Genomic DNA, 15,716 nt, shown 5'->3' on the forward strand with positions numbered 1-15,716 from the left:
CGTTACTTAGGAGTAGCATCTTTAAGTGTAGGGAAAGGCATATCCCTTAATAAAGAGTAAGGAGGAGAGAATGAAACAATTTGCACTAGCTCTGGCTCTGTCTACTTTAGCAATAGCCGGCTGCTCAACCACCCCTTCACCTCAACAACTCGCCAGCGATGGAAGCTGGGAACAGCTTGGTCAAATGGATGGCTACAAAGGCCTTTCCGAAAGAACACATTCCGAACTGTCCGAATTACATCAGCTTAATGAACAAAACTTTGACCTTTACAAAAAAGGTTATGATACAGGTATCGCAGAATTTTGTTCATTCGATACAGGTTATTTTCTGGGAAGATCAGGCTTCAGTTACAGAGGCCAGTGTGCAGGCTTTGATCATGAAGATGAATATATCCTGAGTTGGCAAGATGGTCAGTTTGAATATGACAACGCTCGCTGGGATCAGGACATTCAGGATTATGATCTCGAAACTTTTTATGGGGTCCAGTGATTAGCCTGTACCGACTAATAGACGACAGAAAGAACATTCGACTATTCGGCAAAAGAAATGCCGCAATCAATGCGGCATTATTTTACAATCATCTTTTGAATTAATCCGTTTCTGTTTGTTTTGCAGAAATTGAAGGCGTTAAACGGGCAAATAAAATACCCATTTCAAACAATAACCACATAGGCCCTGCCAGTAATGTCTGGGAGATGACATCCGGCGGTGTCAGCAACATACCCAAAACAAAACAGCCGACGATAACATAAGGGCGCTTCTTTGCCAGTGAATCAACATCAGACACGCCTGACCATATCAATAACACCGTCGCCACCGGAATTTCAAAAGCCAGACCAAAAGCAAAAAACAGTTTTAAAATAAAATTCAGATAACTGTTGATGTCCGTCATGACGGCAACGCTTTCCGGGCCAATACTGGTAAAGAAACCAAACACCAGAGGAAAAACGACAAAGTAAGCAAACGCCATGCCTGAATAAAACAACAATACACTGGCAACCAGCAGTGGAATGGCCAGACGCTTTTCATGCTTATACAAACCCGGGGAAATAAATGCCCAGATCTGGTGCAGAATATAGGGGATCGCAATAAACAGCGACAATACCAGTGTCAGTTTGAAAGGTGCCAGAAACGGTGATGCCACATCCGTGGCTATCATGCTGGTTCCTTCAGGCAAATACACCCGCAACGGCTGCGAAATAAATTCGTAAATATCGCTGGAAAAATAAAATAGCCCGGCAAACACAATCAATATAACCACTGTGCTGCGAATAATTCGGGTTCTCAGCTCCAGCAGGTGCTGGATCAGTGGCTGCTCCTTGTCGCCGGCACTGGCACTTGAAGTCATAATTCGTCTCTTGATTAACACCAAACAGGAAGCGCACCGATCTATTCAGTCGGCGGGCTTTCAGTCTCTGCTTTTTTGTTATTACTTTTGTTATCACTCTGCGGGCCAAGGGGTTGGTTCAACTCGCTGACCTCCCCCTGCAATCGGGACGACATGGTATTCAGGCTGTCGCCCGCTTCAGATGCCTGCTGCTTTACACTCTCAAGCTGTCGTTCAATATCCTTGAAATGCAAATCCTGTTTGATTTCTTCAATATTGAGTTCGTTTTCCACGGTTTCACGGACATTACTAGCCGTCTGCTTGAGGTAATGTATCCAGCGAACAACAGTTCGGATGGTCTGTGGAAGACGCTCAGGCCCCAGAACAACCAGTCCCAGAAGAGCAATGATCAGCATCTCGGCAAAGCCAATATCAAACACCAGGCATTACCTCAGGATTTATCGTGGGGAATTTCCTTGCCAGACACCTGACCTTCAGATTTCTCGTCAGCCATAGCGTCCTTAAAGCCTTTTACAGCTCCTCCCAGGTCGCTTCCCAGTGTCTTCAGCTTTTTAGTACCGAACAACATAACGACGATCAACAGAATAATCACCAGCTGCCAGATACTGATTCCACCCAGACCCATAACTCTCTCCTGAAAAATAACGAATCCAATGAAGCATACTGGACGGAACAACTGCAGAACAATCAGTAGTAACAGCCAGTCATTAGATACAATACAAAGTGTGGGTGACAGATTCTTAACTATCTCCCGACAAAAACAACTGCATTCCGCATTGCCCTGACCGTAATGCCACCGATTTATTGATACAGATCAATTTACCGAAGGGAAATATTTCACGGACGCATCTGCTCTGGATGATACATTGTTAATATTGCACTTTTTTGTTAGATCTCGTGCAAAGCTTTTCTAAACTTTGATGCAAAACAACAAGCCAGACCACCAGTCTGGCACAATGTGCCTCAGGATGAGCTGACTGATGTGGTGTACAAGTGGCTAATATAAAAGATGTCGCAAAACTGGCGGGAGTCTCCATATCTACTGTTTCCCGCGTTGTGAATAATACGGCAGGTGTTGCCCAAAATAAAAAAGAAGCAGTGCAGCGTGCCATGTCCGAGCTGCATTACAAACCAAACAGCTTTGCCAAGGCTCTGGTCAGTAACAAATCCGACACGCTGGGTCTGGTCGTGGGCGATCTGGGCAATCCATTTTTCAGCCTGCTCATGCGCGGTGTTGAAAAGCTTGCCAGCCGATATAACAAACAGCTACTTATCAGCTCTGGTCATCATGATCCGGACCGGGAGCGGGAAGCCATCCGGTCTCTGATCGACCGCCGTTGTGATGCGATTGTCGTTCATTCCAAAGCATTGTCAGACTATCAGGTAATGGAACTGCTTGAGTCACAAATCAGCTCCGTCATCATCAACCGCAAGATACAGGGCTTTGAAGAGCGTTGTATTTATCTGGACAATCGTAAGGCCGGAGAAATGGCAACACGGTATTTGCTGGAGCGCGGACACCGGCATATCGCCATCATTTCCCGTTCATCCGATAACAAACAACTCGAACTGGAAGATGCCCGCAACCGTTATCAAGGCTATCAGGATGCCCTGCTTGCCCACGGCATTATTCCCGAGCCGGAGCTTTTCACCAAACGCGTTCCTGACGAGCAGGGCGGCTACCATGCAACGATGGAACTGCTCGACCGTAAGGTAGAGTTTTCCGCTATTTTTGCTTACAACGATGCCATGGCAGCAGGGTGCATGATGGCATTGAGGGAGCGCAGGGTTCAGGTACCCAATGATGTATCGGTGATTGGTTTTGATGATACCGTGTTGGCTCACTATCTTAATCCCGGCTTAACCACCGTTCGATATCCTGTAGAAGCCATGGGTGAAGAAGCCGCAACTCTGGCTCTGACTCTGTTCGGGGAGCATGAACCCATAGAGCCAGACTGTGAAGCAATGAGTCAGGAAGAAGTCAATCGGAACAAAGTGACTCTGGAGTTTCTACCGGAAATTCAGGTCAGGGATTCGGTGCGCACCTTATAGACAACAATTGACTTTTACCGATATAGCCAATCTTGTAACATTGTCTGGTTGGTCAGTGAGCAAAGGTTGTAGTCATGTTCTGGTCGGTTGTTTTCCTTCTTCTCATCGTATTGTTATTTTTTGTCTTCAGGCCGGAAGACAAAGGTCAGCCTCACGACGACTATTTTTCCCATCTTTCCAGCAAACTGCCCGCTTCAGTGACTGGTCTTCCCCACATCATGGTGGATCTGGAACGGGTAAACCACAACCTGCTTCAGGTCAGGGAGCATATCGGTGACACCACCAACATCCGCGTGGTAGCCAAGTCCCTGCCCTGCCCACAGCTATTACGCTATATCCTTGACCAGCTTGGCAGTAACCGTCTGATGGTTTTCCACCAGCCTTTTCTTACCCAGATGCTGAGTCAGTTTCCCGGTTGTGACTTTCTATTGGGTAAGCCTTTCCCGATTCATTTGCTGGAAAGCTTTTATGAGCAGCTTCAGCCTGCCCATCGTGAACGCATCAAACAGATTCAGTGGCTGATTGATAAGCAAAGCCGACTGGAGCAATACCTGCTGTTTGCCAGACAGAACCGTCTGAAATTAAGAGTCAGTATCGAGCTGAATATTGGTCTGCACCGAGGCGGGGTTGCCAGCCCGGAGCAGCTGGCGGCCATGCTCAGCCTTATTCGTGCTAACCGGGATCATCTGGAACTGTCCGGATTTATGGGGTACGAGTCACATATTGCCAAGGCACCGCTGGCCTCAATGCGAATCAATGCACGCCTGAGGGCACAGGAAATCTACGACGAATACGTTGCCCTGTTACGCACCGATTTTCTTGACCTCTATGGTTCGAATCTTTGCTTTAACTGCGCTGGCAGCAAAACCTATCAGCTTTATCCTATGGAAAATCGTGGCGCAATAAACGACATCAGCATTGGCTCTGCTTTTGTGCAACCCATGAGTTTTGATCTGCCTACTCTGAAACACCACCAGCCAGCACTGTTCATTTCCACACCGGTTCTGAAAAAACAGGAAGGCCTGACCATTCCCTACATCGAACGATTCACACGCCTGCTATCGTGGTTTAACTACAACTTCCGACAAACCTTTTTTATTAACGGTGGTTGGTGGAAAGCCAGTCCCCTGTCGCCACAGGGATTAACCAACAGCACGCTGTATGGTCGCAGCACCAATCAGGAAATGCTCACCAGTTCTGACAGCACGCAGTTGTTTGAAGACGAACTGGTATTTTTACGACCACACCAGAGTGAGCGGGTTATGCTGCAATTTGGCAAGCTGCTGGTCATTCGAAATCAACAGCTTCAGGATACCTGGGAAACGTTTGATCTGACTTACTGACGTTTAAAATGCATCAATAATCAGCTTTATACCAGTTATAAAAAGACCGGTATAAAGCACCCGATAAAAAATATCTTCACGAATACGGTGTACCAGCTTCATGCCTGCATAAACGCCAATCGGGCACAGTGGTAACAGCATAGCCGACAGTTTAAGATTGCTGAGAGTCAGCTCACCCAACCCGTCATAGGCAACCATTTTCGACAGATTAACCACACCAAAAAAGATGGCTGATGTGCCAGCCAGTATCTTTTTATCCAACTTCAGCGGCAACATATAAACGCTCAGCGGGGCACCCCCGGCATGAACGCCAAAACTGGAAAAACCACTGACTGTTGCCCAGAAAATGCCCTTCAGACGACTCGGTTTGCCCGGCTTGGTATTTCTGGAAAAAAACTGATGACAACAAAACAATATGGCTATGCAGCCAACAAGAAAGCGTATGGCACTTTCCGGTAACTGGTAAAATATCAACCAGCCAAGACCGACCCCGGCCAGACCGGGCAACAGAATAATTTTAAGAATATGCCAGTCAACAAAACGTCTCCAGCCCCATATGGCAAACAGATCCATGATTAACAGCAGCGGTAACAGAATGGCTGCGGCCTGAACCGGAGAAATGACCAGAGACATCAGGGGAACCCCCATAACGCCCATGGCGCTGCCCAATCCCCCTTTGCCCAGAGCAGAAATGAGAACTGCCGGTACGGCCACTAACAAAAATGGAACCAGAGGTACGCTAAAATCCATACTCACTCCATTAACAGCCCCTAAAAAAGAGCCGTGTTGATTTCACACGGCTCATATGAGGAGGCTGTCCGAGAATAGACCGCCTCCTGACAACCCGAAAAACTATCCGATCAGAAACCGAGTTCTCTAAGATAGTTCAGACTTCGGCGGGCATCTTCAAAAGGACTGATTTCCGAACCGGGATCACGAAGCTGCTGCAGAGTTATCCAACCCTCGTATTCAACACGATCAAGTGCTTCCTTGATGGCGCGATAATCCAGATCGCCTTCGCCCACAGAGCGCATTACTCCAAAGTCGCAGGCATTCTTAAAGCCAACCATCTGGCTGTTCAGGCAATACTCGAGACGCTGGTTGCAGACATCTTTAAAGTGCACATGCTCAAGCCGGAAGGTACATTCTTTCATCCATTCGGCAGGCTCCATACCCGCATACGCAAAGTGTCCGGTATCCAGACAGAGACCGGCCTTTTCATAGGGCACATCATCCAGCATCCGGGAAATTTCATCATCAAACTCCAGATAGCTACCGGCATGTGGATGAACCACCGCTCGAATGCCGTAGTCGTACATAGCAATATCAGCGATACAGCGAATCGTTGACATCATGGTGCGCCATTTCGGTTTTTCCAGTCTTGGTGCCTGTTCGCTGATACCGGCAAAGCGTTCTCGCATGTCATTGACCGCATCAACGATCACGAGCTGCTTAGCCCCAACTGAATGCAGCAGCTGGCAAACTTTCCTTGTTTTCGACAGAGTTTCCTCAAGACGGGTGCGATCCCACAACTGCTCATACACCCTGCCCGAGATCACGGACATTCCCCGTATCCCCAGTTCATCTTTCAGCATACTGCCATCGGTTGGGAAGTAACCATAAGGCCCAAGCTCAATACTGGAATAACCCGCTTCTGATGCTTCCTGCAAAAGATCGCGCCATACAGGGCTATCCGGACACTGTGGATTACCTACACCCCAGGAACAGGGCGCAGCGGCAAAGCGGTAACGATCGTGTTTTTTAGTTGGACTTATCATGATCAGGTTCCTGCCTGTAGTTAATAATTCCTAATGGCATGGCACTTTTGACAGGAACAATCCTTTGCTGCCAGAAAACCCGCTGTTTCGCAGCGGTTTCGCTGTACTGCCAAACGGTTGTGTAACTGTGCCTGAAATCCGGCAACAGTCGAACACAGCCATGACCTTCTGCCTGATATATATCAGATGGTGTTTATTACAGACATTGATATTGGACATTCTTTCTGTCGTTTATTGACATATCCGCACACAAAAGCACGACACATTTATCGGTTAGCTTTAACAAAGGGTTTAACTGGCGGTTTTATAGTCAATAGTCGTATAAAATCACTCCGTCGTTGACCTGAGTCAGTCTAATTAAATTGAATAACGCCGATGATCGAAACGTTTCGAACAGTTATTAACCACTCTACAATCTGCTGACTGATTATGCCTTCCACCTTTCCTGCCAAACCTGACACAGACAGACCCAATATCATCTACATCATGTCTGATGATCATGCAGTCAGAGCCGTCAGTGCCTATGGCAGTGATATTGCCCATCTGGCTCCGACGCCAAACATTGACCGAATTGCCCGTAATGGGGTGCGTTTTGACGAATCCTTTGTGACTAACTCTTTGTGCGGCCCGTCTCGCGCGGCTATGTTTACCGGAAAATTTGGTCACAAAAACGGGTTTAATCATAATGGTCAGCTGTTCGATGGTTCGCAGGATGTCTGGCCACGCCTGCTGAAAGAGGCTGGATATACGACAGCCGTTATTGGCAAATGGCATATCAACCTGACGCCCGACGGCTTTGACTTTGATCACTGGGAAGTTCTCAATGATCAGGGGGAATACTACAACCCGGACTGGATTACCAAAGAAGGCGTTCAGAAGGAGATGGGCTACACCACCGACCAGATCACCAACAAAACCCTGAACTGGCTCGATCAACAACGCGATAAGTCCAAACCTTTTGCTCTGGTCATGCATCATAAGGCGCCACACAGGAACTGGATGCCAGCTCCACGCCACACCCGCGCTTTTGAACAGGTAGAGTTTCCGATACCGGACAACTACTTCGACACTTACGAAGGCCGGGTGGCTGCACAAATGCAAACCATGAACATCTATCGCGATGCCCAGGAAGGGCACGACCTGAAAATGACCACTGCCGTTGGTGAAGCAGAATGGCGCGAAGATATATGGCCTCACCTGTTGCAACGAATGACACCGGAGCAACGTGCACAATGGGATGCCGCCTATCAGGAGCGAAATGATGCCATGAACGCGAACGAGACAAACTGGTCCGATGAAGTGATGGCTATCTGGAAGTATCAGCGTTATCTGCAGGACTATCTGGCGACAATTAAGTCCGTGGATGAGTCGGTTGGTGAAGTGCTGGACTACCTTGAGGTGAACGATCTGGCAGAAAACACCATTGTCGTTTACACGTCAGATCAGGGCTTCTATATGGGAGAGCACGGCTGGTTTGATAAACGCTTTATGTACGAAGAATCATTCCGCGCTCCCTTGCTGATGCAATATCCGGCAAGAATCAGAGCAGGAACAGTAGTCAGTCAACTGGTACAGAATATCGATTACGCACCGACCTTTCTGGAATACGCCGGTGTTGATATACCGACAGAAATGCAGGGCGAATCGATGGTGAGCATCATTGAAGGCACTGAATCTAACTGGCGCTCGTCACTGTATTACCATTTCTATGAGTATCCGGCAATGCACGACGTTAGTCGTCATTATGGTGTTCGGGACAGCCGCTACAAACTGATGCACTTTTATTATCAGATGGATGAGTGGGAGTTTTATGACCTTGCTAAAGATCCGACAGAAATGAACAATGCCATCAATGACCCGGCTTATAGCGGTGAAATTGAACGTTTGAAGGCAGAAATAAAAAGGCTTGAAACTTATTACGACGTGCCGCCAAGCACTGACTGGATAGACCGGCCGCTGGAATATAAGCCTGCACCAACGCTGAAAGAATTATTTCCACACAGCTTTCACTCCAACACAGAGCAAGAGTCATAGCCAAGGCATAGAGAAGATTAACTTAATATCTTTCTCATCCTTGAAAGCACCGGGAAACGCTCTTGAACTGCTGGGCAAACCGGTTTTGTTATTAAAAAGCGTACAATGCAGTGTTATGGACGTACCTTTCAGATGACCTGACTGAAAGATATAGCTAATGTCTGCATTGTAGGCCTGCTCCCGCAGTTTTTTAGAAGACGTTACGGCAGGATTGAGTGTATTAGGTTTGCCATCCCAGCCAAAGGCATAAGACAAGCCAGCACTCCATCCGTGTTTAAAGTGGTACCAACCCCCAAAAAACACGGCTTTCTCACCATTATGGTTGAAGTCAGAGCGACTATCCCACCACACTTCATAGGCACCGTTTGAACCGCCGGACCCACCGTTGTAACCCGTGGGTCGAAAGGCAAAATTAGATTCAGACCCTTTCACATTGGTGTAGCTTGCCTCAGCTCTGAACGTCCAACGATGAAGGTGAATGTTTGACATTAGAACATGCTGGTACGCTAAACCCTCAAAAATATCATTGGTTGTGTTTTTTGTGTGATCTGCATTCCAAACAATACCACCGTCGTTTTTATCGTTCATCGCATAGAGCTGGTAGCTCACAGCCAATAAATGCCCGGAATAAGCCAGTTTGAATTTATAGAGGTCGATAAAATCTTCACCCTGACCAAAACCGCCCATCACACTCACGCCGTTGCCCAGATCATAATGAGCGCCAACACTGTAAACACTGTTAAGTGCCGTACCATCTTTGCGCAATAGGGTTTTCATGTCATAAATCCATGGCTTTTTATATTGATCAGCCCACATCAATGCGACAATCAAACCCTCATAATGAAAAGCCGCCTCTCCACCACGATAGGTTCCCGGGACAAAGCTTAAATTTACCCCCAACACCCCCGGCCCTGATGGCTGAATATAACCGGCATGAGCTTTGAAACATGAGTGCTCAACCCTCACAGCTGCCTTATAAAAACTAAAACCATTTTTAATCCTTTCCCGGTCATCGATCAGGGCAATTTCCCCGTATTGTGAAGTGCCTGAGTGCCACATATCCAGAGTACCAAAGACACCGGCACCCACGCCAAACAGATGGTCAAGCAAGCCCGAGCTGAAATCAACATTCGCCAGAGAACTGGAAAGGTAGAGGTTTTCTTTAAACGAATTCGATACATCATCACGACGATCACGAATACGAGTCATGTTATAGATTTTACCGGAGACTTTTGCGTCGCTGAAAAAGTGACGGGTTCTTTTTTTATCAGCGTTCAGGTGGGAAGAACCAATGTGATCCGTTGCAAGCAGGTCAGTGCATGATGATACGGATAGAGTAACCAGAACCAGTGTTACCTTTTTCAACATAGAGGTACCTAAGCAGTTTCATGATTACCGGGCAACGATACCTATAATAGCCTTTTGTCCTATTTATTCAGTGCTGTATAAATACCTGATCTTACGGAAGCAGGCTTTTTTCTTATAAGTCAGGCACTGGTATTTCAGGGCTTACGCATCAATCTGAACTAGCAAATGCCGATTAGGTAGTTGTTTTCTCTAACACACAGCTGAAAAGAAGTTGAAATAATCAAACTCTCAGGATTTTTAAACGACAGTAGGTTTTATATCTCCTGATTTTCACCAGTTTCAAACCGAACAGTCATACTTTGAAAATCTGTAGTCGTTAATATTCAGCCTCTACAAGATAGGTACGATTGTTTTAATTTGATGCGTAAACCCTGCTGGTGTTTTGAATTTTTCAAAGCCTGCAACATGTATAACACCAATTCCATCTTCTAAACATGAATTGCGCCGTCATTCCAAACCACTGGCTCTGCGTCAGAACTCCTCGCAATAGCCAGCTATTACTCGTTGTTCTTCCTTGCCCAGCGATTTGGAATGGCTTGCTCATGCCCATGGTCATATTTAGAAAGCGGGATTGGTATAACATGGGTCGATACCGATGTCAGTCTGCGCGATAAAGTTTACAGATCGACACCATTACTGAACCAGTTAACCGGACTTAAGCAGATTTTAAACGGGCAATAAAATCCTGATAAATGGCATCGAAAAACGCCCAGTCCTCTTTCAGTCGGGCGTATTCTTCCTCCATCTGTTGCTGGCCATTGTCATGCTTATAAGGGTTGGTAGCGTCCAATTTAATTTTTAGCATGTTCTTCCTGCGCATCGATCAGACAAACTTCAAGGTGACTTAGCTGAATACGCATTAGACCTTTAACGGGTTTATGCAAGTGTTTATACTGTTGGCTCGAATATTTCATAAAATGCATGCGCTGTTGCCACATCCCTTGAAAACTCTCACTTGTACCTGTAATGGCTTCGGACTGATGTGTCCGAAGCATTTTTTGTAGAAACGCACTATTTCCATGAGCTATAGCTCAATTATTCATCCCTGTATAAATTCCATCGGAATGCCTAACACCCTGTTATTCCAGCTAATGTAAAAGTCAAGAAGAAAAAACTGCGGAATCGAGTAGTACTAACGAAGGAGGATAATTTCGATTAACCGTCTATCCTTTCTGCATGGCTTTTTTACAATCTCATCAGTTGCAACCTGAAAACCTGCCAAGATTCATCGCTCGGCAGCAAGATCACACCCAGCAGCAAGAGCAGATCATTGAGCTAAAGGAGCTGATAGAAGTTCTTGAGGCAGAGACTCGCCGTCTGAAAAAACTGCCAGCAAAACCGGACATCAAACCTAACACCAAGCCTCCTGATGATGACCCCGGAAGGTATGAAGATGAAGAGCCAGGCGCTGAGAATAACGATGAAGCCAACTCTGGCTCCTCCCAAAAGCGCAAAGTTAAAAAGCCCAACGAGAATACCCGGCAACAGCGTAAACAGCCTCCGAAATCACCGGCTGAAGCATCTATATCGATTGCAGTCACTGATGTTCCGCAGGGCTCAACCCGGAACGGAACTACCCCCTTCCATGTGCAGGAGCTGACAATACAGACATCCAGTTTCAAATATCTTTTGGAACAATGGGTGACAGCAGACGGACAAACCATTAAAGCCAAACCGCCTGCTGATCTCCATGGGCATCATTATGGTCCAGTGCTGCAAGCGTACATCCTGCACCAATACCGCGGCTGCTCTGTTACTCAACCTGAACTGCTGGAGTGGTTATGGGACATTGGGCTCTCTATTTCCAGTGGAGAGCTGAGCCAGCTGCTGACGCAGGGGCACGAACAGTTCCACTCTGAAAAAACAGAGTTACCGGCTACAGGCATCCGCTGCTCAAGCTATATCCAAACAGACGACACAGGTACAAGACACCAAGAACAGAATGGTTATTGCACCATCATTAATAACGAGTCCTTTGCCAGGCTCAAAAGCACAGGTAGCCTGACCACCTTCAATGACGGTGCAAGGCAGTTCGGCGTTTTCAAGCTACCCTGTGGGATTTGCAGCAGTTATCGAGAACTTACGATTCAACAGGCTTGGCACTCCGGCTTAATCAACCGGAATGAGCGAACACGATGAAACACTGTAGCGCATTCAGGAGTAATCCTGTCTGTGTTTGGGCAGAAGTCAGCAGAGGCCATAGGAGGCTGACCGGGAATAGCGCCCGTAGCGAGGATTGTAGAAAATTGAGGATAAAAATTCGGTTTTGAGAGGATAATAGCGAGCTATTTGACGAACAAAATCGGATTGTTAGACCAATTTACTACGACCACACGACGGCATGGATGCCGGAGCTAGAGCAACGCAGGAGCAGTTGCCGGTAGGGCAGACTATTCTCAGGCTCCCGGTAGTTGTCCGACAGGAGTCGTCAGCGAAGGGCTAAACGTAGAAAGCAGAGAGGAGTCATGTATTCTCAATAGCGAACGTGCCGACCGGTTCTTACCCGATATTGACGATCGTACATGAAACCAGCTCTGGCCACCACTGAGTGTGCATGTAACCAAGCTTCGGACTCAGGTATGAGAATAGAAGTGAAAGCTACAGGCTACTGAACTCATTGAAGGTTAAAACTTTCTGTGAATCGCCCAGTGCGGACCCGCATGCTGGGCGGTGTGCAGGCTGGGGGAGAAAAACCCCCGGCTACCCGATTTAGGTGCGTTTATGTTTTATAAGCAATCCTGATCCAAACCTAAAAATATATTCAAGTACAATGATGCAAAAATTACTTTTCTGTGCATATTTATTAACTTTTATTTCTTTTTCGTCTGGTGTGACGGGATCGGAATGTCATGCAATGTTAACAATACGAAAAGTTGACCGCAGACCACCAGAGTTTGCCATAGACGGTTGTACGGCAAACCCTGTAGACCCTGTAGACAGCATTTACAGAACAACGTTAGAATCTCGAATGCCACATAAGGAGGCTTTAGTTAGTATTTCTGATCAGTGTAATTCCTGCTGCCAAGCGAGAGCGATTAATTGCTCTGGATATATCACAGGTAATTGGATTGATATTGATCACTCATTCAAACCAAAAGAAATATTTGAGAGAATTAATGTAACATTTGAAGACCTTGCACAAAATGGAGAAGCTGATTGCATTTGTCTTGAAAATAAAGATCTTAATAAGGATATGAATGAGCGATATCAAACGCTAATCGACAACATGCGAACATCCGAAAATCCCTTAGTATTTGATATGTTAAGTGTTATAGTTGGATATTGGAATGCTATTCAAAATTATTTTCAAAAATGACGCATTATTTTGAGCACGTGACACGCTCCCCCAACTGAAGAGGGTGTCTTAAAAGCCAAAACTCAAACCCAGTGAAGCACTTCTCTTTGCAAAGAACGACGCTTCATTGAATCTATTTCCCAGCTGACCCACTACCAAATGATAGTTATCATTGGAGAGCATAAAGTTGGAGACCGACCCGGACGATCAGAACCAAGAGCTGTAAAGAAGCGACCGAAGGCATTCAAAAAGCTCCAGCACTCCAGAGCAAAAGCTCGTCAACTCAAGGAGTATAAGGGCTAAGAGCTTAAGTCAGTGCCATTGGGGTATAAACCACTTCACCCGTTATCATATTCTTTAGCTCAGTTCCCGGCAGCTTGCGAAGACCGGCACGGTTCTCTTCCAGTGTTTGCTGAATATCGAGAATATCCTGCAAGCGCAGCAGCCCGGTTGGTCTGACCTGTTCAAAACCATGACTCAGAGCCACTGCGTAGCTTTTTACTTCTTTGGCAGCCGGATTATAAATTGTTCCGGCAAGGTCTGATTTAAATAACTCGTCATGAGTGGTAACAATGTTTTCCACCTCGGAACTGTCTTTCGCTTCCTGAAGTGTCAGAGTGCTGATCAGGATGGTTTCATTAGGAATAGAGCGAACCACCCCTATCAGCTCAGCCAAATGGCGATGAGCAGCGGCAAGCTTCTTTAATACCGGGCGACTCTCCAGTTCTTCTTCGTTGGCCAAAGGCAGTTCGGATGGTTGAAACAGGCTCACATTCACTCCTGATATATATAGAAAAATGGCATTTCCTATACATATCAGCCAGACATGTATAAAAAGCGGGGTTTTGTATATCCATTGGAAATTTAGCTCTGAGCCAGATATAGAGTGCTAAACCAGCCCGTCCACCAGCTTCTTCATTGCCTTATCAGGCCAAAGAGTGTCTTTACGGCCTTTAACGGTCAGCGGGCGACGATTAAGCCATTGCTGAATGTCTGCGTGGGGAACGTCAATGATGCTCTCGCGGGCAAAGTAGAATTTTAGGTCTTCTGCCGCTACCCGCATGGAACCCTGAACAGAACGGTCGGTGCTGGTGTCCGCCTGAAGATCACCACAGGCTTTTATCACTTTGCGAACCTGATCAGGGCTTAAGCCAAAACAACCCGACAAAGCATGAAACAGTACCGTCTCGAAAGTATCTTTAAGGTAGTCAAAATGATGCTTTTTTAATCCTTTTGCCAGCAACATAAAGCGGGTTTCATCTTCACAGAACAGCACACACTGACGACGCTGGTACGTTAAAAAATGCGCGTGCCAGTGTTGCAGTTTGCCGATGGCTGGCACTTCGGATTTTTTGGGTGGTTTTGCCGGGAGTTTTGCAGAAAGCTTGGCGGAGCAGTGGATAATCATGCGGCTTCCTTGTTCCAGTTCTTAGGGAGAATTGCGATTTGAAGTATCAGAAAGGAAAAGCTGCTTCTGGAGGAAGCCCGGAGATAATAAATCTTTTGGAAAAAGTGCGGAACTCGCATGGAAATATGGCGCACCTGAGTGGATTCGAACCACCGACCAATGCCTTCGGAGGGCACTACTCTATCCAGCTGAGCTACAGGTGCGTTAAGCTGCTTTGCGTTGAGAATACAACGGACAGCGGCTGCCAATACTACTGACCAAGCCCTTCTTTGTCCACGATTTTTTATGCTTTCACCAAGTGGTACTAACGTAGTGCATAAAGCAACTCAGCCAATTATGCACGCCGCACGCACACGCCACTAACCACTACGTACAAACCACTGTTTTGACAGACGCATCTGTTCTATAATCCGCAGTGCTTAAGAACAATTCGGCTCACAGGTTCACATTCAAAAGGCTTGCCTTCCTGACACGAAGATAATGCCTCGAATAACAAAAACTCATCGTGTTCCTGATGTTGTCATAACGAGGATAAGCGAGTGACTGGGGTTACACACATGCGAATGCTGGCGATCTTGTTAGGGGGGCTTTTCTCGGTGATGGCGCTGGCCAAACCGGTGCCGCTGGACGATGTTTCCCGTCAGGAAATTGCTGAACGGATAGCGCCTGTCGGTTCTGTCTGTAAAGAAGGGGAAGACTGTGCTGCCAATGTGGGTGCTGTTGCTGCGGCTCCCAGCGAGCCTCGCAGTGGTGAGACTGTTTTCAACAAGTTCTGTACCGCCTGCCACACTTCCGGACTTCTGGGTGCACCAAAGAAAGGCGACACCGCAGAGTGGACAAAACGCGCCTCTGCCATTGGTGGTTACAGCAAGCTGCTTCAGCAGGCTTATGCAGGCATTGGCAGCATGCCGCCTAAGGGAACCTGCATGAACTGCTCTGAAGAAGAGTTTGGTAATGCCATGCTGTACATGGGAGCAGTCAAATAGTAAGCCGCTTCTCAGGTATAACCCCCTCTAGGAGGCTGTCCGAGAATAGCGCCCGTAGCGAGGATCGTAGAAAATTGAGGATAAAAATTCGGTTTTGAGAGGA

General features: G+C 46.9%; 16 protein-coding genes and 1 tRNA gene. 7 read left to right on the forward strand and 10 right to left on the reverse strand.

Annotation, left to right across the window (positions count from 1 at the left end; all coding sequences use genetic code 11):
• Positions 1-70 precede the first annotated feature (70 nt).
• Entirely contained in the window at positions 71-490 is a 420-nt protein-coding gene (locus EZMO1_RS22510; RefSeq protein ID WP_051790518.1) for a DUF2799 domain-containing protein, read from the forward strand.
• Between the two features lie 100 nt (positions 491-590).
• Here the strand turns inward: EZMO1_RS22510 and tatC are convergent, their stop codons facing one another.
• Genes tatC through tatA form a run of 3 tightly spaced genes read right to left on the reverse strand, consistent with a single transcriptional unit; the run spans position 591 to position 1,974 of the window.
• Complete coding sequence (gene tatC / locus EZMO1_RS22515) at positions 591-1,349, reverse strand: twin-arginine translocase subunit TatC (protein ID WP_051790520.1); 759 nt, start codon at positions 1,347-1,349, stop codon at positions 591-593.
• 41 nt (positions 1,350-1,390) lie between these two features.
• Entirely contained in the window at positions 1,391-1,768 is a 378-nt protein-coding gene (tatB, locus tag EZMO1_RS22520; RefSeq protein WP_051790522.1) for a Sec-independent protein translocase protein TatB, read from the reverse strand.
• A gap of 11 nt (positions 1,769-1,779) precedes the next feature.
• Positions 1,780-1,974: a Sec-independent protein translocase subunit TatA gene (tatA, locus tag EZMO1_RS22525; protein ID WP_034878542.1), complete on the reverse strand. Its 195-nt coding sequence runs from the start codon at positions 1,972-1,974 to the stop codon at positions 1,780-1,782.
• 368 nt (positions 1,975-2,342) lie between these two features.
• On the opposite strand from tatA, the gene EZMO1_RS22530 reads away from it, so the two are divergent.
• Positions 2,343-3,401 (forward strand): LacI family DNA-binding transcriptional regulator, encoded by a 1,059-nt coding sequence (locus EZMO1_RS22530; protein WP_034878543.1) that lies wholly within the window; start codon positions 2,343-2,345, stop codon positions 3,399-3,401.
• Positions 3,402-3,475: 74 nt separating this feature from the next.
• Positions 3,476-4,744, forward strand: coding sequence for an alanine racemase (locus tag EZMO1_RS22535; RefSeq protein WP_034878545.1), 1,269 nt, complete (start codon positions 3,476-3,478; stop codon positions 4,742-4,744).
• A gap of 3 nt (positions 4,745-4,747) precedes the next feature.
• On the opposite strand, the gene EZMO1_RS22540 is transcribed toward EZMO1_RS22535, so the two are convergent.
• Positions 4,748-5,494 carry a sulfite exporter TauE/SafE family protein gene (locus tag EZMO1_RS22540; RefSeq protein ID WP_034878546.1) on the reverse strand — a complete coding sequence of 249 codons (747 nt, stop codon included), beginning with the start codon at positions 5,492-5,494 and terminating at the stop codon, positions 4,748-4,750.
• 110 nt (positions 5,495-5,604) lie between these two features.
• On the reverse strand, positions 5,605-6,522 hold the full coding sequence (locus EZMO1_RS22545) for a TIM barrel protein (RefSeq protein ID WP_034878547.1): 918 nt from the start codon (positions 6,520-6,522) through the stop codon (positions 5,605-5,607).
• Between the two features lie 429 nt (positions 6,523-6,951).
• Here EZMO1_RS22545 and EZMO1_RS22550 point away from each other — a divergent pair, with 429 nt between their 5' ends.
• Positions 6,952-8,556 (forward strand): sulfatase family protein, encoded by a 1,605-nt coding sequence (locus EZMO1_RS22550; RefSeq protein ID WP_082212307.1) that lies wholly within the window; start codon positions 6,952-6,954, stop codon positions 8,554-8,556.
• Here EZMO1_RS22550 and EZMO1_RS22555 read toward each other — a convergent pair.
• Positions 8,551-9,924, reverse strand: coding sequence for an OprD family outer membrane porin (locus tag EZMO1_RS22555; protein ID WP_034878548.1), 1,374 nt, complete (start codon positions 9,922-9,924; stop codon positions 8,551-8,553). The two genes, EZMO1_RS22550 and EZMO1_RS22555, sit on opposite strands and share 6 nt — an antisense overlap.
• Positions 9,925-10,579: 655 nt before the next feature.
• The gene (locus tag EZMO1_RS27100) at positions 10,580-10,729 is read right to left on the reverse strand and encodes a hypothetical protein (protein WP_160174112.1); all 150 of its coding nucleotides are present in this window, start codon (positions 10,727-10,729) and stop codon (positions 10,580-10,582) included.
• A gap of 371 nt (positions 10,730-11,100) precedes the next feature.
• Here EZMO1_RS27100 and EZMO1_RS22560 point away from each other — a divergent pair, with 371 nt between their 5' ends.
• A complete protein-coding gene (locus tag EZMO1_RS22560; protein WP_034878549.1) occupies positions 11,101-12,063 on the forward strand; it encodes a hypothetical protein in 963 nt (320 codons plus the stop codon).
• Positions 12,064-12,637: 574 nt separating this feature from the next.
• On the forward strand, positions 12,638-13,240 hold the full coding sequence (locus EZMO1_RS26360) for a hypothetical protein (RefSeq protein ID WP_145912707.1): 603 nt from the start codon (positions 12,638-12,640) through the stop codon (positions 13,238-13,240).
• 286 nt (positions 13,241-13,526) lie between these two features.
• On the opposite strand, the gene EZMO1_RS22570 is transcribed toward EZMO1_RS26360, so the two are convergent.
• From EZMO1_RS22570 to EZMO1_RS22580, 3 genes are all read right to left on the reverse strand, one after another.
• Positions 13,527-13,991 carry a Fic/DOC family N-terminal domain-containing protein gene (locus EZMO1_RS22570; protein WP_051790526.1) on the reverse strand — a complete coding sequence of 155 codons (465 nt, stop codon included), beginning with the start codon at positions 13,989-13,991 and terminating at the stop codon, positions 13,527-13,529.
• 117 nt (positions 13,992-14,108) lie between these two features.
• On the reverse strand, positions 14,109-14,627 hold the full coding sequence (locus EZMO1_RS22575) for a DUF6933 domain-containing protein (protein WP_051790528.1): 519 nt from the start codon (positions 14,625-14,627) through the stop codon (positions 14,109-14,111).
• 126 nt (positions 14,628-14,753) lie between these two features.
• A tRNA-Arg gene (locus EZMO1_RS22580) sits at positions 14,754-14,830 on the reverse strand.
• A 336-nt stretch (positions 14,831-15,166) separates the two neighbouring features.
• Here EZMO1_RS22580 and EZMO1_RS22585 point away from each other — a divergent pair.
• On the forward strand, positions 15,167-15,613 hold the full coding sequence (locus EZMO1_RS22585; RefSeq protein WP_236632075.1) for a c-type cytochrome: 447 nt from the start codon (positions 15,167-15,169) through the stop codon (positions 15,611-15,613).
• Positions 15,614-15,716: the final 103 nt, after the last annotated feature.

It is taken from the genome of Endozoicomonas montiporae CL-33, from assembly GCF_001583435.1.
GTDB lineage: Bacteria > Pseudomonadota > Gammaproteobacteria > Pseudomonadales > Endozoicomonadaceae > Endozoicomonas_A > Endozoicomonas_A montiporae.

Coding starts and splice junctions, on each gene's coding strand:
- EZMO1_RS22510 (WP_051790518.1), top strand. CDS start 71: ATGAAACAATTTGCACTAGCTCTGGCTCTGTCTACTTTAGCAATAGCC.
- tatC (WP_051790520.1), bottom strand. CDS start 1,349: ATGACTTCAAGTGCCAGTGCCGGCGACAAGGAGCAGCCACTGATCCAG.
- tatA (WP_034878542.1), bottom strand. CDS start 1,974: ATGGGTCTGGGTGGAATCAGTATCTGGCAGCTGGTGATTATTCTGTTG.
- EZMO1_RS22535 (WP_034878545.1), top strand. CDS start 3,476: ATGTTCTGGTCGGTTGTTTTCCTTCTTCTCATCGTATTGTTATTTTTT.
- EZMO1_RS22540 (WP_034878546.1), bottom strand. CDS start 5,494: ATGGATTTTAGCGTACCTCTGGTTCCATTTTTGTTAGTGGCCGTACCG.
- EZMO1_RS22545 (WP_034878547.1), bottom strand. CDS start 6,522: ATGATAAGTCCAACTAAAAAACACGATCGTTACCGCTTTGCCGCTGCG.
- EZMO1_RS22550 (WP_082212307.1), top strand. CDS start 6,952: ATGCCTTCCACCTTTCCTGCCAAACCTGACACAGACAGACCCAATATC.
- EZMO1_RS22555 (WP_034878548.1), bottom strand. CDS start 9,924: ATGTTGAAAAAGGTAACACTGGTTCTGGTTACTCTATCCGTATCATCA.
- EZMO1_RS27100 (WP_160174112.1), bottom strand. CDS start 10,729: ATGCTAAAAATTAAATTGGACGCTACCAACCCTTATAAGCATGACAAT.
- EZMO1_RS22560 (WP_034878549.1), top strand. CDS start 11,101: ATGGCTTTTTTACAATCTCATCAGTTGCAACCTGAAAACCTGCCAAGA.
- EZMO1_RS22575 (WP_051790528.1), bottom strand. CDS start 14,627: ATGATTATCCACTGCTCCGCCAAGCTTTCTGCAAAACTCCCGGCAAAA.